Source organism: Streptococcus sp. cx1 (assembly GCF_052384325.1).
Lineage (GTDB): Bacteria > Bacillota > Bacilli > Lactobacillales > Streptococcaceae > Streptococcus > Streptococcus salivarius_G.
On the sequence record NZ_JBQSUN010000004.1, the window covers coordinates 65962 to 88394 of the forward strand.

Sequence of the window (22433 nt, forward strand, 5' to 3'; positions counted from 1 at the left end):
AGATTTTGGGTAGTTTTTTCTTGACTATTTTTGACCAAGTGCTAAAATAAATATATGGATTAGCACTCATAGTTTATGAGTGCTAAAAATAACGTTTCACACGTTACTAATAACAAATAACATTTGGAGGTAATTGGTATGGCATTGAAACCATTGGGCGATCGTATCGTTGTCCATTTTGAAGAAACAGAAGAAAAAACAGCTAGTGGCTTTGTATTGGCAGGAGCCAGTCATGAAGCTACAAAGACTGCTGAGGTTTTAGCGGTAGGTGAAGGAATCCGTACTCTTACTGGTGAATTGATTGCACCTAGTGTTGCAGCAGGCGATAAAGTCCTTGTTGAAAATGGTGCAGGTGTCAATGTTAAAGACGGAGATGATTCCGTTTCAATTATCCGTGAAGCAGATATTTTAGCGGTCCTAGCTTAGGTCAATGCTAATCAGATATAAACTAAGAAAAAGAAGGAGTAACTATGGCAAAAGATATTAAATTTTCATCAGATGCACGCGCAGCAATGGTTCGTGGTGTTGATACCTTGGCTGATACAGTTAAGGTAACGCTTGGCCCTAAAGGTCGTAACGTGGTATTGGAAAAAGCTTTTGGCTCACCTCTTATCACTAATGATGGTGTAACAATTGCTAAAGAAATCGAACTCGAAGATCACTTTGAAAATATGGGTGCCAAACTGGTCAGCGAAGTGGCTTCAAAAACTAACGATATTGCCGGTGACGGAACAACTACAGCCACTGTTTTGACACAAGCTATTGTCCGTGAAGGTCTAAAAAATGTAACGGCTGGTGCCAATCCAATCGGTATCCGTCGTGGGATTGAAGCAGCTGTGGCTACAGCTGTGGAAGAGCTTAAAGCTATTGCTCAACCAGTTGCCAATAAGGAAGCCATTGCCCAAGTTGCAGCTGTTTCATCACGTTCTGAAAAAGTTGGTGAATACATTTCAGAAGCAATGGAACGTGTGGGTAATGACGGTGTTATCACTATTGAAGAGTCTCGTGGTATGGAGACAGAACTCGAAGTGGTTGAAGGTATGCAGTTTGACCGTGGTTATCTTTCTCAGTACATGGTTACTGATAATGAAAAAATGGTCGCTGACCTTGAAAATCCATTTATCCTTGTGACTGACAAGAAAATTTCAAATATTCAAGATGTCCTCCCACTCTTGGAAGAAGTGCTTAAGACCAGTCGTCCACTTTTGATTATTGCTGATGATGTGGATGGTGAAGCTCTTCCTACACTTGTTCTTAACAAGATTCGTGGAACTTTCAATGTTGTTGCTGTTAAGGCACCTGGCTTTGGTGACCGCCGTAAAGCGATGTTAGAAGACATTGCCGTATTGACTGGAGCAACTGTTATTACTGAGGATCTTGGTCTTGAGCTTAAGGATGCAACGATGGCAACACTTGGCCAAGCTTCGAAAGTAACTGTGGATAAGGATAGCACAGTTATCGTTGAAGGTGCAGGAAGCACAGAAGCGATTGCTAACCGTGTAAACCTCATCAAGTCTCAATTGGAAACAACAACATCTGAATTTGACCGTGAAAAACTTCAAGAGCGTTTGGCTAAATTGTCGGGCGGGGTTGCAGTCGTTAAGGTTGGTGCAGCCACTGAAACAGCCCTTAAAGAAATGAAACTTCGTATCGAAGATGCCCTTAACGCTACTCGTGCCGCTGTTGAAGAAGGTATCGTAGCAGGTGGAGGTACAGCTCTTGTTAACGTCATTGCTAAGGTTGCTGAACTTGATCTTGAAGGTGACGACGCTACAGGACGTAATATTGTACTCCGTGCTTTGGAAGAGCCAGTTCGCCAAATTGCCTATAATGCTGGATATGAAGGTTCCGTTATCATCGATAAATTGAAGAATAGTCCAGTTGGTACAGGATTTAACGCTGCCAATGGTGAATGGGTAGATATGGTTGAAGCAGGAATCATTGACCCAGTTAAGGTCACACGTTCTGCCCTCCAAAATGCCGCTTCTGTAGCTAGTCTTATCTTGACAACCGAGGCAGTCGTTGCCAACAAGCCTGAACCAGAAGCTCCAGCAGCGCCAGCTATGGATCCAGGAATGATGGGTTACTAAGATTTAAGAAAGCAAAAAAACCTAGGAAAAGTCGAGAAACTTTTTCTGGGTTTTCTTTTTATTATTTATTGTTAATCAGTGAAAAGGGTTAAACATGTCAGAACTTCCTTGTTTACCTGACATCTGCATCATCATTTGTTGCTGTCTAATGCGCTCTGCTTCCTTATTCGTATTGATAGAAATAACAAGAAAGATAACCCAACCGATGAATGTCCATCCTAGAAGAAAGGATAGGATAAAGATTGGCCATTTTTTATCGGTTTTATTTAGAAGAGCTGGTAATATTTGAAGTACTACCAAGGGTAAAGAAATGATGATGGAGAGAAAAGCCGTGAGCAAGCCGCCACTAAGCTCATCACTGGCAATTCCAAAGAGTATCATTGCAAGAGCCCAGAGGATAACTGGGATAGAAGCGATGGCTATCATGATGAGGTTTGTTTGAGACTTACTTTCGTGTTGCGTCCAAGTCTCGTTAAAGTTATGATTTGGATGTTGGAAGGTAGCATTAGTCTGACTTGACGCGGGGCTAGTATTTGGTAAATCCTGTAGTTCCTCTAAGTTGGTATCAGCTAGTGGTTCTTCAGCAACATCATAATTGTCAACATCATTTTCGGCAGTTTCTACAGTCTCTTTTTGTGAGAGATTTTTTGTTGCTTCGACAGTTTGTTTGGGAGTTTCTCGGATAAACTCGCCTCGATTGGCTGCTTCAGCCATTTCTTGGATACTTGGATTACGTCCGTGGACGGCTTGGAAAAAATCAATCCAATCTTGTTGTTTCATATAGTTAGCCTCCGTTTGTTTCGATTATAAATTTTGATGATTACAATTATAGCAATAGTGCAAGGGATGTGCAATGGGAGTTGGATAGGACAGTTTATTTCTCTATAATCTTCGTGTCACTAAAGATGGGAAAGAGAAAGAAATAGGCTAAGATGTAGACCACTAGAGGGTATATCAGAGGATTATAGTCCCATGCTCCTTGCCAATCTAGGTGTAGTAGTCTAACGCTAGCGCGTGTTAGGCCTGCGCTCCAACTCTTGAGTCCTAAAGGTTTTAGGATAAGACTGAGTGGTGTTGGGAGATGTAAAAGGTAGACTCCGTAAATTGCCATTAAAACTAAGAGATATAATCTAAAAAAACGCTGGTGGTAGGCCCACAAGCGTGTGAAATAGTTTTTCATTAGCCAATAACTGCAAAGAGTTTTTGAGCGTTTGATTGGCGAGTAGCATCCATGATAAGGAACCAGTCAACGATTGACCAGATACCACATCCACCACATGTCAAAAGTTTACCAACACCAAGACCAACTTGTCCCAAAATAAAGCGGTCGATTCCAAGAGAACCGCCAAAAAGTGAGATGACAAGCATCATCGTAGGGTCTTGGAAGCTGATTGAGTAAAGCATTGAAAGTTGTTGTTCAGGAAGTGCCTCAAGGCGTTGGCGGATGTACTGCACTTGTTCTGTTGGGAAATACTTGGCGTTAATTGCTAGCCATTGATCGACTGGATTCATAATTAAATACCCCTCAAATTTTAAATGATATGTAAAGGATAACATAATATAAAGGGAGATTCAAGGTGGTCAAGGCTTTTGAAGTCAATAAAAGCAACTTATTTGCAAGCTTCCACTGTGTCATAACTAGAGGATCATTAGGATAATCCTTTCGCACTATGCTTGAGAATGAGCCTACTTCTATTATTTGTGATTTCTCAACCCTTGTTCAAAACTGTCTGAATTCGCCTTAACAGTGATTTTTTCGAGTGTTAAGGGATGGGTGAAACTAAGAGTGTGGGCGTGGAGCATGAGTCGAGATGCGGTTCGGTGACTATAAAGAGGATCTCCCAGAATGGCATGTCCATGGTGGGCTAGATGAACACGAATTTGGTGGGTCCGGCCGGTTTTTAGTTGGCAGTTGACCAGACTGGCTCCTTTGAAGGCTTTGAGGCGCGTGATGGTTGTATAGGCAACCTGCCCTTTTCTAGGATCAACCACTCGTTTTCTACGGTCATGGCGGTCGCGTCCAATCTTGTCTTTGTACACAGTCTCCTTGGTCTGAAATTTACCTTCAGCCAAAGCCCAGTATTGACGCTGAATCTTCTTATCTTCCAAGAGTCTATTGAGAATTGGCAGGATAAACGGATTTTTTGCGAAGAGTACAGCCCCACTAGTTTCCATGTCTAGTCGATGAACGACGTAACAGGTTTGCCCACAATAGGCCGAAACATGGTTAAGTAGAGCAATTTCTGTGGGTTCATTACCATGCGTCTTCATTCCTTCAGGCTTATTGACAACGATGAGATGTTGATCCTCGTAGAGAGGCTCTATCAAATTAGCATTTCCCATAGGGATAATTTTTTCAGGGTAGTCCTCTGTATCAAAGGTCAGGCTAATCTTATCACCTTTTTCAACAGGACTCTGCCAATTAATAGTCTCTCCATTGATGAGGACGTGCTTTTTCGTGCGTAGGAAATGACGAATCTTACGAGGAATGAGGAGCTTAGTTTCGAGCAAGTCTTTGACGGTTGTTGCAGGATAGGGATTGATAATTTCTACGTGTAAAGTCATGGTTTCATTATATCATGAACGTTTAAAAGAGGACAGAATCTGTAAAAACTTGGTATAATAGGGTTATGACATTTTTTGATAATCTAAAAAACAAACTTTTTAAAGAAGAAAATAGCGGAAAGGGCAAGGATTCCCAGCCTGCTGAAAAATCGAAGAATTTACAAAATAAGATAAAGGGACTCTTTGCTAAGAAACCTGATGAGGTTGAACAAGCCGTTGAAGACTTAGATATGTCTCAGGAAAGTCAAGAGACGTCACGTTATCAACGTTCTAAGCAAAAGAAACCTATTGATACGACCCAACCTTTAGGTAAGGTTCAGGCGTTCTTGAGCAAGTTTACACTTTCGCCAAGAAATCCTATTCGCCGTTTCTGGCGTCGTTATCATATTGGGAAAATTCTCTTTATCATGCTAGCTGTGCTGGTTCTGACAGTAGGTTCCTACCTTTTCTATATTGCCAAGACGACCAATGTTTCAGACCTTCAAGATGCCTTGAAAGCTACTACGGTTATCTATGACAAAGAAGGCAATCAAGCTGGTTCATTGTCAGGGCAAAAAGGGACTTATGTGGAACTGGATGCTATTAGTGATAGCTTGGAGAATGCTGTCATAGCAACTGAGGACCGTACCTTCTATAAAAATAGCGGGGTTAACGTCAAGAGATTCCTCCTGGCTATTGTGTCCATGGGGCGCTTTGGTGGTGGTTCAACCATTACCCAACAGTTGGCTAAAAATGCCTTCTTGACTCAAGAACAGACTGTTACTCGTAAGGCTAAGGAATTCTTCCTCTCTTTAGAATTAACCAAGAAATACAGCAAGCAAGAAATCCTTACTATGTACCTCAATAATGCCTACTTCGGAAATGGGGTTTGGGGTGTTGAAGACGCCAGCCAAAAATACTTCGGGACAAGTGCTGCCAATCTAACCGTTGATGAAGCAGCGACCCTCGCTGGTATGCTTAAGGGACCTGAAATTTACAACCCAATCGATAATATCCAAAATGCGACCAACCGTCGAAACACCGTTCTTGCCAACATGGTTGATGACAAGAAGTTGAGCCAGGCCGATGCCGACAGTGCGGCAGGAGTTGATATGGCTAGTCGCCTGGATGATACCTATCAAGGGACTGGCGATGACTACAAGTATCCGTCTTACTTTGATGCTGTCATTGAAGAAGCTACGAAAACTTATGGTTTGAGTGAAGATGAAATCGTTAAAAATGGTTACAAAATCTACACAGAGATGGATGCCAACTCACAAGCTAATATGCAACAAACCTACGAAAATACCTATCTCTTCCCTACATCAGAAAGCGATGGTAGTACAGCTCAGTCCGCTAGTGTGGCACTTGATCCAACAACTGGAGCGGTACGTGGTCTAGTAGGTCGTGTGGGTGGTACTAGTGATACAACCTTCCGTAACTTTAACTATGCAACTCAAGGGAAGCGTAGTCCTGGATCGACCATCAAACCTTTAGTGGTCTATGCCCCAGCTCTGGCTTCAGGATGGAGCATCAATAAGGACCTTCCAAATAAACCAATCGACTATAACGGCTATACTCCAACCAACTACGGTGGTGTTGAGACAGAGGATGTGCCCATGTATCAAGCTTTGGCCAACTCCTACAATATCCCAGCAGTTTACCTCTTTAATCAAATCGGTATTCAAAAGGGGATTAGTTACGGTCAAAAATTTGGTCTTAACTTTGACAATGTTCCGGAAGAACTTGGAATTTCACTTGGTGGTGGTGTGACAGCCAGTCCTCTTCAAATGGCTCAGGCTTATGCGACCTTTGCTAATGGTGGTGAGATGAATACAGCTTATTTCATCACTAAAATTGAAAATGCCAGTGGAGACATTATTGCTACCCATAGTAAGAAGTCTAAACGTGTTATCAGCCAGTCAGTAGCTAACCAGATGACCAGCATGATGCTTGGTACCTTCTCAAATGGTTCCGCTGTGAATGCCAACTACACAGGTTACACGATGGCAGGTAAGACAGGTACTGTTCAGGCTGAATTTAACAAAGATTTGACTAGTGACCAGTGGGTGATTGGTTATACTCCTGATGTGGTTATGACGACCTGGATCGGCTTTGATAAGACTGACGAGAGTCACTACCTAACAGGAGCTAGCTCGGGAACAGCTTCGACAATCTTCAGCTATATCGCTGCGGATGTTTTGCCAAATACACCAGGTACTGAGTTTACCGTTGAAAATGCCTATGCAGCTGACGGCCAAACTCTAGACTATACGGCAGACCCAAATGATTCGCGCAATAGCAGTAACAAGTCATGGACAGACAAGGCATCAGACGTTGTGAATGACGTTAAAGATCAGGCAAGCAGCCTTTGGGATAAGATTACAGACTCCTTCTCAGGTCTATTCAGATAGCTTGTCAATTGCATTTAAAAGTGGTAAGATAAAAAGAACGGAGGCGTTATGGCACAGAAAAAAGCAAGCCTAGCGTGTGCTGAATGCGGGAGCCGAAACTACTCAATTAATGTGAGTAGCACTCCCAAACCAACACGACTAGAAGTTAACAAATTTTGTAAACATTGTAAAAAATACACCTTGCATAAGGAAACAAGATAGGAGACACCGTGAGACAAACTGGAAGTATTTTCAAAGTCTTGAAAGACACGACTTGGCCAGACCGTAAACAACGCTGGCACGATTTTATTTCAGTTCTTGAGTATACTGCGTTCTTCACTGTCATCATCTATGCATTTGATGAGTTGTTGAGTCGCGCTATGTCAGCACTGATTAACTTTTTCTAAAGAAAACACAAAAAGAGTGGGAATGCCTGCTCTTTTTTGTTATAATAAATGCAGATAAAAGCGAGAACGAGGGCCACCAGGCTTTTTTATTACGCTTTGAATTAAACCATAGACATTCATTGACATTTAACACTCGAATCTAGAAGATAGCTAGCCAAAGGTGTTTAAATGCCATTTAGAAAAAAGAAAGGAATCCTAAAATGCTAGATTCATTCGACAAGGGCTGGTTCGTCCTTCAAACGTATTCAGGATACGAAAACAAAGTTAAAGAAAACCTTTTGCAACGTGCCCAAACTTATAACATGCTTGAAAATATCTTGCGTGTTGAAATCCCAACTCAAACTGTCAATGTTGAGAAAAACGGTAAAGTTAAAGAAGTGGAGGAAAACCGCTTTCCTGGTTACGTTCTTGTTGAGATGGTAATGACAGACGAAGCATGGTTCGTTGTCCGTAATACTCCGAACGTTACTGGTTTCGTTGGTTCTCACGGTAACCGTTCTAAACCAACACCACTTTTGGAAGAAGAAATCCGTCAAATCTTGATTTCAATGGGTCAAACCGTTGATGTCTTTGATACTAATATCAAGGTTGGTGATGTGGTTCAAATCATCGATGGTGCCTTTATGGGTCAAGAAGGCCGTGTTGTAGAAATTGAAAACAACAAGGTTAAAATCATGATTAACATGTTTGGTTCAGAAACAGCTGCTGAACTTGAACTTTACCAAATCGCTGAACTTTAAGATAGACAAAAAGAGGTTGGGCTAAGAGAATTCAACCTTGGAAGACTATCTCATTAAACTTGAGGGGAGAGGCTAGAAGCTAGATTTCTGAAATTTAGTTCTGTGTCACTCCCTTTTTTTCTAACGGATGATGATGAATTACAAACAATTTTACGATAGGATTAGCGCTCCTTTGCGTTCTTACGCTAAGGTTTTAGAAGGGTTGAACAAGCTTATAACTAGGACTTTTTACCTGCTTTTTCCTATATTCCTTATTTGGGTTTGGCTAAGGAATGGTTGGTTTGTTTTCTCTACGACGGTGCTTATTATGGGGGGAGGCTTTTTCCTTCTTTCTCTTGGTCGTAGCCTTTATAACCGACCACGTCCATACCAGTCCTGGGAGATTCAGCCCCTTATTAAGAAGGACAGTCTAGGCAAGTCCTTTCCCAGTCGGCATGTTTTCTCAGCGACTGTCATTGCTATGTTGGCATTGACGCTTAACCCCTGGCTAGGTGGGGCTATGCTTTTTCTGGCGGGCGCTCTAGCTCTTTTGCGTGTGCTAGGTGGTGTTCACTATCCTAGTGATGTTTTGGCAGGCTATGTCATTGGGATTCTTGTAGGTCTTCTTCTTTATCTTTAGAAAATTTGGGTCTTCTTCGAGAGAGGAAGGCTTTTTTCGTTGAAAAAGGAAAGGCACCTATAGGGCACCTTTCCTTTTGTTCTAAAATTCGAGTTGGCGATTAAAGGTTGTTCCCACCATTAGATATTAGCTTAGTTTAGGACATGTTTTCTAATAGCTTGAGCGACACCATGCTCATCATTTGAAGCAGTTACTAAGTTTGCAGTTTCCTTAACCCCTTCAGGTGCATTGCCCATAGCAATTCCTAGGCCAGCTAGAGCTAGCATAGGACTATCGTTGAAGTTATCTCCGATAGTCATGACTTGTTCAAGAGGAAGGTCATAATATTTGGCAAGCTCAAGGAGAGCATGTTCTTTAGAAACATGTTTGGCAGTGACTTCAAGGTAGTTATCTTTAGATAAGTAGAAGGCTGTCTGTGGAAAATCCATGCTTAGGAGTTTTTGGTGGAGGTCCTGGATAACTTCAGGCTCATCAATCAACAATAGCTTGTGGATAGGTGGTTCTGAGTCTGAGACCGTGTCTTGCAGTTCCTTAATGATAGGAGATTCACCCGTAATACTTCCTTCTAGCTGAGACCATTTGTCTAGTTCGTTGGTGATCCAGTCCTTGCCAGAGTAGATATTCACAGAGACACTTGGATAATCTGTGGATAAGTAGTTAAGAAGTTCTTGGATTTCAGCTTTATCCACAGGGTGTTGTATGATAGTACGATCCCCCTCAAGTACTAAGGCACCGTTGTAGCAAGCGATGGGATTGTCATGAAGTCCCAGTTTATGAGCAATTGGTTGCATCCCTAGTGGAGAACGGGCAGAAGCTAAAACAAAGGGAATATTTGCCTTTTCAAGCTCTGGCATTACCTCAATCAGTTGCTCATCCACCTGGTGGTTACTAGTGAGAATAGTGCCATCAATGTCACTGATAATCAAACGAATATTACTCATAATCGCTATCCTTTCCATCGTATAAAATCGTTACTTTATCTTTAAGAGACTCGACCAAATCAGGATCAGGTTCTTTATCTGTAATCCAGTAGTCAAAGTCTTCAATTTTGCTCAAGATATATTTGGAGTGCTTTTCATATTTATCAGATTCAGCAATAAGAATCTTGGTTCTAGCAGCTTGCATGGCCAGTTGTTTGACAGCAACGTCTTCTTCATCTTCATAGCTGACCACTCCTTGACTGAGACTAGCCGCTCCGAAGAAGGCTAAGTCAAACTGTAGATGTTGCAAGAGCTGAGTTTCGTGAAGCGAATAGTAGAAGCGGTTTTTGCTGTAAAATCTTCCTCCCAAGAGATGAAAGTCGATTCCTTCTTTGCCACTTAGGACCAAGGCAGTGTCCAAAGAGTGGGAGTAGACAGTGACGCTTTTAGTCAATTTTTGTGAAACTTCAAGCATCAAGGTAGAGACATCGAAGAAGAGAAGAGATTGGTCTTTGACAAAGCTAAGCGCTAGGTCTGCCAATTTTTTCTTGTCTTCAGTGAGTTCTTCCTGACGTTCTTGGAAGCCAAGAACAGTGGTATTTTTAACTGGAAGAATGCCACCATGGGTACGCTGAGCCAAATTCCTCTGGCTGAGGCAGTCGAAATCTCTTCTGACGGTATCTTTGGAAACACCCAATGCGTCAACCATTTCCTTGACAGAAAGGCTTCCTCGCTCTTCCAAGAGTGTTAATATTTTCTCTAATCGTTGTTCCTGATACATGTGTCACCTTCTTTCTGATACTAGTATAGCATCTTTTTGCTTTTTTGCAACACAAAAACGCAAAAAAACTTAAAAAGAATGAAAAAGATGCAAAATAGGCTCAGGTGAATTTGCCTCTTAAAGTTCCCTTATCATCTTTAAAAATCCTTCAAAAATGCTATAATAGAAGCATTACGAATATTGGAGAGAAACCATGAGTTTTTACAATCATAAAGAAATCGAGCCTAAGTGGCAAAAATACTGGGCTGACAATCACACTTTTAAGACAGGAACAGATGCCTCAAAACCTAAGTTTTATGCGCTTGACATGTTCCCTTACCCATCTGGAGCGGGTCTTCACGTAGGACACCCAGAAGGTTATACGGCAACAGATATCCTTAGCCGTTTCAAACGTGCGCAAGGCTACAACGTCCTTCACCCAATGGGATGGGATGCCTTTGGTTTGCCTGCAGAGCAATACGCTATGGATACTGGTAATGACCCAGCGGAATTCACAGCAGAAAACATTGCCAACTTCAAACGCCAAATCAATGCACTTGGATTCTCTTACGACTGGGACCGTGAAGTCAATACTACAGATCCAAACTACTACAAGTGGACGCAATGGATCTTCACTAAGCTTTACGAAAAAGGTTTGGCTTATGAAGCTGAAGTGCCAGTAAACTGGGTTGAAGAATTGGGAACAGCTATCGCCAACGAAGAAGTTCTTCCAGATGGAACATCTGAGCGTGGTGGCTATCCAGTTGTTCGTAAACCAATGCGTCAATGGATGCTCAAAATCACTGCCTATGCGGAGCGCTTGCTCAATGACTTGGATGACCTTGACTGGCCAGAGTCTATCAAGGACATGCAACGCAACTGGATTGGTAAATCAACTGGTGCTAACGTAACTTTCAAAGTAAAAGGAACAGACAAGGAATTCACTGTCTTTACGACACGTCCAGATACTCTTTTTGGTGCGACCTTCACTGTTTTGGCTCCTGAGCATGAACTAGTAGATGCCATCACAACACCTGAACAAGCTGAGGCTGTAGCTGACTACAAACACCAAGCCAGCCTTAAATCAGACTTGGCTCGTACAGACCTTGCTAAGGAAAAAACAGGGGTTTGGACTGGTGCTTATGCCGTCAACCCTGTCAATGGTAAAGAAATTCCAATCTGGATTGCGGACTATGTTCTTGCCAGCTACGGAACAGGTGCTGTTATGGCCGTACCTGCCCACGATGAGCGTGACTGGGAATTTGCAAAACAGTTTGACCTTCCAATCGTAGAAGTGTTGGAAGGTGGAAACGTTGAAGAGGCTGCTTACACAGAAGATGGCCTTCACGTCAACTCTGACTTCTTGAACGGTCTCAACAAAGAAGAAGCGATTGCTAAAATCGTGGCTTGGTTGGAAGAAAAAGGCTTTGGTCAAGAAAAAATCACTTACCGTCTTCGTGACTGGCTCTTTAGCCGTCAACGTTACTGGGGTGAACCAATCCCAATTATTCATTGGGAAGATGGTACTTCAACAGCTGTTCCAGAAAGTGAACTCCCACTTGTCTTGCCAGTAACCAAGGACATTCGCCCTTCAGGTACTGGTGAAAGCCCATTGGCTAACTTGACAGACTGGCTTGAAGTGACTCGTGAGGATGGTGTCAAAGGTCGTCGTGAGACTAATACTATGCCACAATGGGCAGGTTCAAGCTGGTACTACCTCCGCTATATCGATCCACACAATACAGAGAAATTGGCTGATGAGGACCTCCTCAAACAATGGTTGCCAGTAGATATCTACGTAGGTGGTGCAGAACACGCCGTGCTTCACTTGCTTTACGCTCGTTTCTGGCATAAATTCCTCTATGACCTTGGTGTTGTACCGACTAAAGAGCCATTCCAAAAACTCTTCAACCAAGGAATGATCTTGGGAACTAGCTACCGTGACCACCGTGGAGCTCTTGTGGCAACGGACAAGGTTGAAAAACGTGATGGTTCCTTCTTCCATGTGGAAACAGGGGAAGAGTTGGAGCAAGCACCAGCCAAAATGTCTAAATCCCTCAAGAACGTTGTCAACCCAGACGATGTGGTGGAACAATACGGTGCTGATACCCTTCGTGTCTATGAAATGTTCATGGGACCACTCGATGCTTCAATCGCTTGGTCTGAAGAAGGATTGGAAGGAAGCCGTAAATTCCTTGACCGTGTTTACCGTTTGATTACAAGTAAAGAAATCGTTGCGGAAAACAATGGCGCTCTTGACAAGGTTTATAACGAAACCGTTAAATCTGTCACTGAGCAAATCGAGTCTATGAAATTCAACACAGCTATTGCCCAACTCATGGTCTTTGTCAATGCTGCCAACAAGGAAGATAAACTCTATGTGGATTACGCCAAAGGCTTTATCCAATTGATTGCTCCATTTGCGCCTCACTTGGCAGAAGAACTCTGGCAAACAGTCGCAGCAACCGGTGAGTCTATCTCTTATGTAGCTTGGCCAACATGGGATGAAAGCAAATTGGTTGAAGACGAAATCGAAATCGTCGTTCAAATCAAAGGTAAAGTCCGTGCTAAACTCATGGTTGCTAAAGACCTTTCACGTGAAGAGTTGCAAGAAGTCGCTCTTGCTAACGAAAAAGTCAAAGCAGAGATTGATGGCAAGGAAATTGTGAAAGTAATTAGTGTACCTAATAAACTCGTTAATATTGTCGTTAAATAACGAGTTTATTAGCCTTATCTGCTACCTTCAACAGTCCACTGGACTATTGAAGCCGAACAAACTTGTCAACATTGTTGTGAAATAACCGATTTATTTGTTCATGCTCAACCTCAAACAGTTTCCCGAACTGTTTGAGCCTAATAAACTTGTTAACATTGTTGTGAAATAAAAGTGAATCCTTCAGAGCTAAGCTCTGGAGGATTTTTTACTCTTCTTGACAAGAAAACGATATTTTGTTAATATCATTAACAAAAAGAAGGAAACTATGAATAAGAAAGAACTGCATAAGTTTAATAATCGTTTTAACAGCTTTGCCTTAGCCTTTGAACGGTTGAAAAAGGATCAGCATAGGAATAGTATTGATAAATCAATCACTATTAATGAAGTCCATTTGATTGACCTAATAGGTCGCAATCAGCCTGTGAATCTAGTGAAATTATCTGAGTTACTTGAAGTGTCTAGGAGTGCTATTACTCAGAGTGTTAGACGTTTAACCAAGAAAGACCTCGTTTCTTTTGAATTTGCACCGGATAATGAAAAAAATAAATATCTGATATTATCAAAAAAAGGGGTTGACGTTTTTAACATTCATAAAGAGCAACAAGAACATATTGAGACAGCCATTTTTTCAGTTTTAAAAAACTATAGTGATGAGGACCTTCAAATGGTTATGAAATTGATGGATGATGTTGAAAAGGTATGGCAAGAATTACCGTGGTAAAAATCACGGTAATTTAAAAACTATATTGTTAATCACATTAACAAAAAGAGGAAGATATGAATATAAAAATTGAACTGATCTCAGAGTCTGATTTAGCAGACGAATCTTTTAATATTGTCATCGATGGCTTAAAACCAAGAGAAATATATCGAGTCGAAATGTATTTATCCGATTATTATTGTATCAATGCTCCCATGCTTTTAGCTCATGATGTTTTATGGAAATCAGCAGCGACTTTTGTATCAGATAAGAATGGTATTATTGATATTTCACAAACTCCATCTTGTTCTGGCTCTTATGAAGACATTGCAACAATGGGGTTATTCTTTAATGCCAAACCTTTGACCAATAGGAAAAAGAAACTTCCAAACTCTCTTTCTAAAATTCCCTTATTAGATCACTTTTTTGTGGAAATCAAAATTATACAAGGTAATACTGTCGTCGCAGAGAGAACTTTCACAAGACATTACATGAGTTCGCAAATTAGTCATCAAGATATTTACGGGAAACATTTTCAAGGGAGACTCTTTTATGATAAAAAGGCAATAAAAGCACCAGCATTGATTATTGTGAGCGGTAGTGAAGGAAGGATTGAAAAGGCACAGAATATAGCTCAGCTTCTATCTTCTAGAGGTTATATTTGCCTAGCAGTTGCCTACTTTGGTTTAGAGGGGTTGCCAAAACATTTGGAACGTATTCCTTTAGAGTGCCTTGTGGAAGCAAAGGGTTATCTACGTCAGCATCCTCGATTAGATAGTGAAAAAATTGGACTCTATGGACGTTCTAAGGGAGCAGAGTTAGTTTTAGCTGAGGAGAGCATTTTTAATGACGTTCAATGTTTGGTACTAAATTCACCCTCTGATGTGGTATATGAAGGGATAAAAGGGAAATGGAACTCCCATACTTCTTCTTGGACGTATTTGCAAAGAGAACTTCCCTATCAAAAGTTTCGACTTAGAGATTATCTGTTCAGCAAACTTTTAAAAAAATCCTTCCCTAATGATTGCTCTGCTAGGATAGATATTGGTCAAATGTATTCACCAATCTTACTACTCGGAAGTACTGTTGATGAAATATGGGATGCCTCGTCAGCAATTGATGATATTGTCTCACATTATAAAGGACACCACATTACATTTAAAAAATATCATGAAACAGGTCACATGTTGACAGTGGCTTATCAACCCAATCATCGCTATCGAAAAGATTGGCGTTTACTGATGAAAGAGAGCAAGGATTCTTGGTTGGCTACGATTCATTTTTTTGCTAGACTGATACTGTTAAAAGGAGAGAAAAATGATATTACAAGCAAAAAACATAAGCAAACGATATGGAAATTATCTAGCCGTAAACGATATTCATTTACAGTTTGAAAAGGGAACGTTCAATGCGATTCTAGGACCAAATGGGGCGGGGAAATCAACGACGATTTCCATGTTGATTGGTTTGAAACAACCAACGCAAGGTGAAATCATCTATGAACCCGGTACTAAAATTGGTGTGGTCTTCCAGACTAGTGTTTTAGATGAGATGCTGACGGTTAGGGAAAATTTGACTATTCGTGCGAAACAGTATAAAGGCTTAAAACCCAATCGTGTGTCTGATCTCATTGGTCGGCTAGGGCTATCAGTTTTTCAAAAGCAGAAATATGGGACGCTTTCAGGTGGCCAAAAGCGTCGGGTTGACATTGCACGTGCTCTGCTCTCACAACCAGATATTCTGTTCTTAGATGAACCAACGACAGGTCTGGATATCCAAACTCGGAAGTCTATTTGGGATTTGCTCTATCAATTGCAGAGAGAAGAGGGAATGACCGTTGTACTGACCACGCATTATCTTGACGAAGCAGATGAAGCTGATCAGATTTATATTGTGGACCATGGGAAAGTGATTGCTCAGGGATCGGCATTAGATATTAAGAGCCAATATGCAAAAAACATCTTGAAGATTCGTTTCAAGGGGATAGAGCAGATAGAAAGTCTTAAAACTTCGGGAATGTCAGTAGAGCAACAAAGTCAACTGGAGTATGTTTTTCAACCTGAGAGTGAAAGGGAAGCCATTGATTACCTGGCACAAGTTAGAGATAGAATAGCCCATTTTGAGTTTCGTCCAGGGACCATGGATGATGCCTTTATTGCACTTACAGGAAGGGAGGTTCGCTAATGCTAGCCTTACTAAAGCGAAATTTTTTATTGTACTTCAGGAATCGTTCAGGAGTTTTCTTCTCCTTGTTGGGAGCCTTGATTTCCTTTATTCTCTATATTATTTTTCTTCAAAAAAATCTAACAGATGCTTGGGCTCAGCTCCCCAATAGTGGCCCTTTGTTAAATAATTGGTTGATGAGTGGGACGCTAGCTGTGACAGGGATTACGACGAGTCTGGCTGCCCTAACTCAGTTGGTAAAGGACCGTGAACATCAAGTAGATAAGGATCTTTATTTATCGAATCATGGGAAATGGCGGTTACCATTTTCGTATCTAGTGAGTGCAATCATCATTTCTTTTGCCATGCAGGTCCTTATGTATGTACTGATGTGTGGCTATTTTAGAGAAGTTCCAACCCTTTCTCTATTACCTGAGGTGCTCCTCATCATGCTGCTTAGTAGCCTGCTTTCTAGTTTAGTGAATGCCATTTTTGTTTATTTTTTCCAATCTGTAGACAGTTTGGGGAAGTTTGCGACCATAGTGGGTACAGCTTCTGGTTTTTTGGTAGGAACTTATGTACCTTTGGGCGTTCTACCTGATTTTGCACAACTACTAATGAAATGTACTCCAGCAACTTATATTGCATCACTTTATCGGCAAGTACTCATGAAAGAAACATTAAGTGAGACCTTTAAAGGTCAAGATAACCTTCTTCGAGAGTTCCAAGAAAAAATGGGCGTTCAGATCAAGTGGCAAGGTTTGTTGACAAAGGAAAATACTTACCTTATAGTGTTAGGAGGTATTCTTCTAGCAAGTATTCTTTGGATTGTTTTAGTGAAAAGAACTAGCCAGAAAAAATAAGTGAGAGTTGGAATAGGAATGAAACTTCGTTTTGAAGAAAAATCAGATATTTCGGTAAAGGATCCCTGTGTGGTCATCCAAGCAGAGCGATTGTCTGATCAAGCACGAGAGGTAATGGATTATCTCGAACAATTTTCAGTTGTAAATCAAGTGGTGATTCCTATTAAAACGGATGATCATTTGGTTATGGTAAAAATTGATGACATTATTCTAGCTGAGATTGAGAAGAATGTGTTAACGATTTATACCGTAAACAATACCTATACGATGAGAGAGACACTGACAAACTTTCAGCATCGCATCAATCGTCGAAGTTTTTTACAGATATCACGTCATGCTGTTATGAATATAGATCATTTGGAATCACTATCGGATAGTTTTTCTGGCAATATGATGGCTAAAATGACAGGTGGAGTAAAGTCCAGTGTCAGCCGAAAATATGTCAAATCTTTGATGGATTATTTAGGGGTGTAGGAGGAACCAATGAAACGTTTAATTGCTTATTTTGTATCCGGCGTGAGAACGGGATCGTTCTTTTATCTTGCACTCCTTTTACTTGGTCAATTATTTCCCCAGCTTATCTATCCCAAAGTTAGTGTAGGAAATATTTTAGCCCTCTTTATGATGAGTGGCTTAATGGGAATGCTCTCGTGGATTTTGGAAGAGCTTGACCGTATGTCGTATAGGCTTAGAGTAATCTTGCATTTCTTGTTGACGGCGATTGTACTTACACTGACTTGTCTGATATCAGGTTGGTGTGAGGCTTTAACGAACCCTGCTATCTGGATTATTTTCATTTCCGTTTATAGTATTATCTGGCTATATCTCATTTGGCAAATGCATATGAGAACGCAGCGTATTAATCAAGCTTTACTACATCGTCGAAGCCAGAAAAAGAAAGAAAAGTAATAAATTATAGTAAACTTCAAAAAATCCTCTTTTTCCTCTTGACCCTCACGCCACGTCATAGCCTATACTCTTAATCAGAGAGGAGTTCTAATGAAATCTGTAAAAGAAGTGAGCCAACTATCAGGTGTCAGTGTGCGCACCCTTCATTATTATGACGAAATTGATTTACTGAAACCGTCAGTTGTGGCTGAAAATGGTTACCGTTACTATAATCGCGATGCGGTTGTCCGTTTGCAAGAAATATTGCTTTACCGTGAGTTAGACTTTCCTCTCAAAAAAATTAAGGAAATCGTAGGTCAACCAGGTTATGACAAAGCCCAAGCTCTGAGGGACCAAATCAAACTTTTAGAATTGAAGAAGTCCCGTTTGGAAGCCGTCATAGCCCATGCCAAGGCCTTACAAATGGAGGAAGAAGAAATGTCATTTGAAGCATTTGATCAAAAAGCTGTGGAAGCATTTCAGGAAGAAGCTCAGGCAAGATGGGGTCAGACAGAAGCTTATCAAGTTTTTGCGGCTAAGGGAGAGGAATCCTTCCCTGAAGTTACCAAAGATATGGCCGCAATCATGTCTATCTTTGGACAGCTCAAGGAGTATAATCCTGGTGACAATAGTGTTCAGGAGCAAGTAAAGGTATTACAAGACTATATTAGTCAGCATTTTTATCCATGTGACCAAACGGTATTAGCTGGCCTAGGTCAGATGTACCAAACAGATAATCGCTTTTCTAGTTTTATCGATAAAGTCGGAGGAGCAGGTACTGCCGCCTTTCTCGCAGAAGCTATTCGTATTTATTGTCAATAAACTAAGGCCAAAGTCTATAAGACTTTGGCTTTTCTCGTGTCATAGTGACATTTATGTCACTATTTTTATAATCTCTTAATGTTTATAATTAATGTATCGTTTTAGAAGGCGACGAGTTAACGGTTTCTGCTGATTTGCTTGAAATTTTCTTGCAGGTAATCAGAGGAAAGTTAATTGAATTCTAATCTAAATCAAATTCATGGAGGAAATCATGTCCATTTTAACCATCGACCACATCTCAAAGTACTATAATCTCGACGGTACGAACCAAGAGCGCGCTTTGAACGATGTTACACTTGAGATTGCACCAGGAAAGATCACAGCTATCTACGGTCCATCTGGCTGTGGTAAGACCAGTCTGCTTAGTATTATTAGTGGCCTGGATAGTCAGTATCAGGGAAATCTTTATTTCAAGAATCAGAACATGCGTGATTTTTCAGAGCGTGATTTGACCTATTTTAGAAAGGCACACATTGGCTTTGTCTTTCAAAATTTCAATCTGATCCCTCATCAATCAGTCCTTGAAAATGTCAAGATGCCTCTTTACGTTAAAAATATGACTGATAAAGAGATGGCCGAAATTGCGGAAAGGGAGCTTACCCGTCTTGGAATCGGAGACTTTATCAAGAAAAATGTTAAGCAGCTTTCTGGTGGGCAAAAACAACGTGTAGCCATTGCTCGTGCCCTGGTCAACAATCCAGAAATGATTGTGGCTGATGAACCGACAGGTTCTCTTGATTCTCAGTCTCAGGAAAATGTTCTCGAAATTTTTAAAGAGCTAGCCGAGGCAGGTAAAACTGTGATTATCGTAACCCATAACCCTGAAGTGGCGGATTATGCGGATGTTGTCATTAAAATGAAGGATGGTGAAGTCGTTGAAACAATCGAAAAATAAGGGGTTGACCCTCAAGAATAAACTCAAATTGTCATTGAACAACTTTATGGAACGCAAGTGGCGTAATCTTTTGATTGCGACGGCAACGTCCATTGGTTTTATCGGTGTCTTGATTTCCTTTGGTTTGGGAAATGCTATTGTTGGTATGATTAATGATAGTACCGATGGTGGCAATATTCCATCCCAAATTCAGATCAGTCTTAGTGCTAAATCAGCAGCCAGAGGGGTTCTAAATGCGGATGACGAGAAGTTTATTCGTAGCCAGATTAAGAGTGATGACATTAAGTATTTGGAGAGTCCCTTTGGAATGAACATGGCAAGTCTTACCCTTGATGGCAAGACCATGGATTTTAGCAAGGACCTTCCTAACTATTCTCAGGTTATTAGTCTCTACAAGAACACAAAAATCTCTACATCTCGCAATGATAAGGATAAAATTTCAGCTGGGAAGCCTTTTAAATCTGAAGATGAAAAGGGCTTAACCCTTCCGATGAGTTTTGTCAAACGCTACAACCAAGAAACAGGGAAGAAGCTCAAGGCTAAAGACTTTATCGGTAAAGAAATTTCAGCTCAGATTGTTGAAAATACTTCTGAGGGAACTAAAGTAGCTGATATCAAGACTAAGATTGTCCGTATTGTTGATGACAGCGAGGATGCTGAAGAGAGCAATAGCTATCTGCCAGCTAAACAATTGGAAGAATTGCTCAAAGAAAATGGCTTTACCAAAACAGTCTCTTACATGCTTTTGGAGCTCAAGGATCCAGCCAAGACTAAGGAAGTCACTAAAAAATTGCAGAAAAACAAGAAGTATCTAGTTCTTTCACAGCAGGCCATCCTAGATGTTATTATTAAATTCATTCGTGTGATTCAGGCCCTCTTGATTATCCTTTCGTCACAAGCTATCCTAGTTTCAGCTGTCATGATTGGAATTATCATCTATATTAACATCATGCAACGCTCAAAAGAGATTGGTGTTATGAAGGCTGTCGGTTATCTTAATCGTGACGTGAAAGCTATCTTTGTTTATGAGGCCCTCTGGATTACGGGTATCTCACTAGCCCTTGCCCTCCTTGTATCGCAGGGCATTGGAAGCTTGGCCAACATGATTGTTTCACATCTCTACCCAAGTGTCAGCAAGGTGTTTGACCTAAATCTGACATCAATTATCATCATGTTTGGCTTCTCACTCTTGATGGGCTATGTGTCAGCCTACCTTCCAGCCCGTAAAATCAGTAAAATGGACCCTGTCGAGTCCCTAAGATATGAATAGAAATAAAGAGTAGTCTTCTCAGGCTACTCTTTTTTGTCAAAACAAGCATTAGAAAAATCTGAAAATCCAAACAATAATTAACTTTCTGAAAAGTGGAGACAATTGCTCAAAAATGCTATAATAGTCAGCATATACAGGCTATTAATAACAAAAAAGAAGTACCTATTCGATTGGAGGAGTTCCATGTATAAAGATGATAGTTTAACCTTGCACACTGACTTGTATCAAATCAATATGATGCAAGTTTACTTCAACCAAGGTATTCACAATAAAAAGGCCGTTTTCGAAGTTTATTTCCGTCAACTTCCGTTTAAAAATGGCTTTGCTGTGTTCGCAGGTCTGGAGCGTATTGTCAACTATCTTGAAAATCTGACTTTCTCAGAAACTGATATTGCTTATCTGAAAGATTTAGGTTATCCTGAGGATTTTCTGGATTATCTAGCCAACCTAAAACTCGAGTTGACTATCAATTCAGCACTTGAGGGTGATTTGGTATTTGCTAATGAACCGATTTTCCAAGTGGAAGGTCCCTTGGCTCAGTGTCAGCTTGTAGAGACTGCCTTGCTAAATATCCTCAATTATCAGATTCTTATTGCTACCAAGGCAGCTCGTATTCGTTCTGTCATTGAGGATGCTCCTCTGTTGGAATTTGGGACACGTCGTGCACAAGAGATGGATGCAGCAATCTGGGGAACACGTGCAGCCGTGATTGGTGGTGCTGACGCAACGTCAAATGTACGTGCCGGTAAGATTTTTGGCATCCCAGTTTCTGGTACACATGCCCATGCCCTTGTTCAGGCCTATGGCAATGATTACGATGCCTTCAAAGCCTATGCATCTACTCATAAGGACTGTGTATTCCTTGTAGATACCTATGACACCCTTAAGATTGGTGTTCCGAATGCTATCCGTGTCGCTAAAGAGCTAGGTGATAAGATTAATTTCTTGGGTGTTCGTCTTGATTCAGGTGACTTGGCTTATCTATCGAAGCAGGTCCGTAAGCAACTGGATGCAGCTGGTTTCCCTGATGCCAAGATTTACGCTTCAAACGACCTTGATGAAAATACTATCCTCAACTTGAAGATGCAAAAGGCCAAGATTGATGTCTGGGGAGTAGGTACTAAGCTTATCACTGCCTATGACCAACCAGCCTTGGGTGCTGTCTACAAGATTGTTTCAATCGAGGATGATCAGGGAGTCATGCATGATACTATCAAATTGTCCAATAATGCTGAGAAGGTTTCGACACCAGGTAAGAAGCAAGTTTGGCGTATTACGAGTCGTGCTAAGGGCAAATCAGAAGGTGACTATATCACTTTCGCAGATACGGATGTTAATGCTTTAGATGAAATTAATATGTTCCACCCAACATATACCTATATCAATAAGACTGTTCGTGATTTTGATGCAGTGCCACTCTTGGTTCCAATCTACGACAAGGGTCAACTGATCTATGACTTACCAAGTCTTAATGAAATCAAGGCATATGCGACTAAGGAATTGGACGAACTTTGGAATGAGTATAAGCGCGTGCTTAACCCTCAAGATTATCCAGTTGACTTGGCTAAAGATGTCTGGGATAACAAGATGACCTTGATTGATAATGTCCGTAAGAAAGCCCATGACCTGTCAGAGTAAAAGGA

The 22433-nt window shown here is 41.0% G+C and carries 24 protein-coding genes; 18 read left to right on the top strand and 6 right to left on the bottom strand.

The window, feature by feature from the left end; genetic code table 11:
- Positions 1-138 precede the first annotated feature (138 nt).
- Together groES and groL are read left to right on the top strand one after the other, a co-directional pair.
- Positions 139-426: a co-chaperone GroES gene (gene groES / locus ACT170_RS06445; RefSeq protein ID WP_444818138.1), complete on the top strand. Its 288-nt coding sequence runs from the start codon at positions 139-141 to the stop codon at positions 424-426.
- 44 nt (positions 427-470) lie between these two features.
- Positions 471-2090 (top strand): chaperonin GroEL, encoded by a 1620-nt coding sequence (gene groL / locus ACT170_RS06450; protein ID WP_080611580.1) that lies wholly within the window; start codon positions 471-473, stop codon positions 2088-2090.
- Positions 2091-2165: 75 nt separating this feature from the next.
- On the opposite strand, the gene ACT170_RS06455 is transcribed toward groL, so the two are convergent.
- The 4 genes from ACT170_RS06455 to ACT170_RS06470 all read right to left on the bottom strand — a co-directional run bounded on the left by ACT170_RS06455 (position 2166) and on the right by ACT170_RS06470 (position 4655).
- Positions 2166-2870, bottom strand: a complete 705-nt coding sequence (locus ACT170_RS06455) for a superinfection immunity protein (RefSeq protein WP_048790384.1) — start codon at positions 2868-2870, stop codon at positions 2166-2168.
- 94 nt (positions 2871-2964) lie between these two features.
- Positions 2965-3270, bottom strand: coding sequence for a DUF2752 domain-containing protein (locus tag ACT170_RS06460; RefSeq protein WP_080611579.1), 306 nt, complete (start codon positions 3268-3270; stop codon positions 2965-2967).
- Complete coding sequence (locus ACT170_RS06465) at positions 3270-3602, bottom strand: TM2 domain-containing protein (protein WP_002889819.1); 333 nt, start codon at positions 3600-3602, stop codon at positions 3270-3272. Before ACT170_RS06465 ends, ACT170_RS06460 begins: the two co-directional genes overlap by 1 nt.
- A gap of 183 nt (positions 3603-3785) precedes the next feature.
- Positions 3786-4655 carry an RluA family pseudouridine synthase gene (locus tag ACT170_RS06470; RefSeq protein WP_444818139.1) on the bottom strand — a complete coding sequence of 290 codons (870 nt, stop codon included), beginning with the start codon at positions 4653-4655 and terminating at the stop codon, positions 3786-3788.
- A gap of 65 nt (positions 4656-4720) precedes the next feature.
- Between ACT170_RS06470 and pbp2a the strand changes: the two genes are divergently transcribed.
- From pbp2a to ACT170_RS06495, 5 genes are all read left to right on the top strand, one after another.
- The gene (pbp2a, locus tag ACT170_RS06475; RefSeq protein ID WP_048790386.1) at positions 4721-7048 is read left to right on the top strand and encodes a penicillin-binding protein PBP2A; all 2328 of its coding nucleotides are present in this window, start codon (positions 4721-4723) and stop codon (positions 7046-7048) included.
- 48 nt (positions 7049-7096) lie between these two features.
- The gene (gene rpmG, locus ACT170_RS06480) at positions 7097-7249 is read left to right on the top strand and encodes a 50S ribosomal protein L33 (protein WP_002886472.1); all 153 of its coding nucleotides are present in this window, start codon (positions 7097-7099) and stop codon (positions 7247-7249) included.
- 8 nt (positions 7250-7257) lie between these two features.
- Complete coding sequence (gene secE, locus ACT170_RS06485; protein ID WP_002883656.1) at positions 7258-7434, top strand: preprotein translocase subunit SecE; 177 nt, start codon at positions 7258-7260, stop codon at positions 7432-7434.
- Between the two features lie 200 nt (positions 7435-7634).
- On the top strand, positions 7635-8174 hold the full coding sequence (gene nusG / locus ACT170_RS06490; protein ID WP_002883644.1) for a transcription termination/antitermination protein NusG: 540 nt from the start codon (positions 7635-7637) through the stop codon (positions 8172-8174).
- 130 nt (positions 8175-8304) lie between these two features.
- On the top strand, positions 8305-8793 hold the full coding sequence (locus ACT170_RS06495) for a phosphatase PAP2 family protein (RefSeq protein ID WP_048790387.1): 489 nt from the start codon (positions 8305-8307) through the stop codon (positions 8791-8793).
- 131 nt (positions 8794-8924) lie between these two features.
- Here ACT170_RS06495 and ACT170_RS06500 read toward each other — a convergent pair whose 3' ends face one another.
- Positions 8925-9734: a Cof-type HAD-IIB family hydrolase gene (locus ACT170_RS06500; protein WP_048790388.1), complete on the bottom strand. Its 810-nt coding sequence runs from the start codon at positions 9732-9734 to the stop codon at positions 8925-8927.
- Entirely contained in the window at positions 9727-10494 is a 768-nt protein-coding gene (locus ACT170_RS06505; RefSeq protein ID WP_048790389.1) for a DeoR/GlpR family DNA-binding transcription regulator, read from the bottom strand. The genes ACT170_RS06500 and ACT170_RS06505 overlap by 8 nt, the downstream gene beginning before the upstream one ends.
- 193 nt (positions 10495-10687) lie before the next feature.
- Between ACT170_RS06505 and leuS the strand changes: the two genes are divergently transcribed.
- The 11 genes from leuS (at position 10688) to ACT170_RS06560 (ending at position 22428) form a co-directional block, all read left to right on the top strand.
- A complete protein-coding gene (leuS, locus tag ACT170_RS06510; RefSeq protein ID WP_048790390.1) occupies positions 10688-13189 on the top strand; it encodes a leucine--tRNA ligase in 2502 nt (833 codons plus the stop codon).
- 265 nt (positions 13190-13454) lie between these two features.
- Complete coding sequence (locus tag ACT170_RS06515; protein ID WP_371595856.1) at positions 13455-13910, top strand: MarR family winged helix-turn-helix transcriptional regulator; 456 nt, start codon at positions 13455-13457, stop codon at positions 13908-13910.
- 56 nt (positions 13911-13966) lie between these two features.
- Positions 13967-15283, top strand: a complete 1317-nt coding sequence (locus ACT170_RS06520) for an acyl-CoA thioesterase/BAAT N-terminal domain-containing protein (protein WP_444818140.1) — start codon at positions 13967-13969, stop codon at positions 15281-15283.
- Positions 15207-16073, top strand: a complete 867-nt coding sequence (locus ACT170_RS06525) for an ATP-binding cassette domain-containing protein (RefSeq protein ID WP_444818141.1) — start codon at positions 15207-15209, stop codon at positions 16071-16073. Before ACT170_RS06520 ends, ACT170_RS06525 begins: the two co-directional genes overlap by 77 nt.
- On the top strand, positions 16073-16915 hold the full coding sequence (locus ACT170_RS06530) for an ABC transporter permease (RefSeq protein WP_148512927.1): 843 nt from the start codon (positions 16073-16075) through the stop codon (positions 16913-16915). Before ACT170_RS06525 ends, ACT170_RS06530 begins: the two co-directional genes overlap by 1 nt.
- An 18-nt stretch (positions 16916-16933) precedes the next feature.
- The gene (locus ACT170_RS06535; RefSeq protein WP_037610678.1) at positions 16934-17389 is read left to right on the top strand and encodes a LytTR family DNA-binding domain-containing protein; all 456 of its coding nucleotides are present in this window, start codon (positions 16934-16936) and stop codon (positions 17387-17389) included.
- A 9-nt stretch (positions 17390-17398) separates the two neighbouring features.
- A complete protein-coding gene (locus tag ACT170_RS06540) occupies positions 17399-17824 on the top strand; it encodes a DUF3021 domain-containing protein (RefSeq protein ID WP_129852178.1) in 426 nt (141 codons plus the stop codon).
- Between the two features lie 90 nt (positions 17825-17914).
- Positions 17915-18625, top strand: a complete 711-nt coding sequence (locus tag ACT170_RS06545) for a MerR family transcriptional regulator (protein WP_129852177.1) — start codon at positions 17915-17917, stop codon at positions 18623-18625.
- Positions 18626-18836: 211 nt separating this feature from the next.
- Positions 18837-19520: an ABC transporter ATP-binding protein gene (locus ACT170_RS06550; RefSeq protein ID WP_164332153.1), complete on the top strand. Its 684-nt coding sequence runs from the start codon at positions 18837-18839 to the stop codon at positions 19518-19520.
- Positions 19489-20790, top strand: coding sequence for an ABC transporter permease (locus tag ACT170_RS06555; RefSeq protein ID WP_444818142.1), 1302 nt, complete (start codon positions 19489-19491; stop codon positions 20788-20790). Before ACT170_RS06550 ends, ACT170_RS06555 begins: the two co-directional genes overlap by 32 nt.
- A gap of 183 nt (positions 20791-20973) precedes the next feature.
- The gene (locus ACT170_RS06560) at positions 20974-22428 is read left to right on the top strand and encodes a nicotinate phosphoribosyltransferase (protein WP_110980921.1); all 1455 of its coding nucleotides are present in this window, start codon (positions 20974-20976) and stop codon (positions 22426-22428) included.
- The last annotated feature ends 5 nt before the right edge of the window (positions 22429-22433 follow it).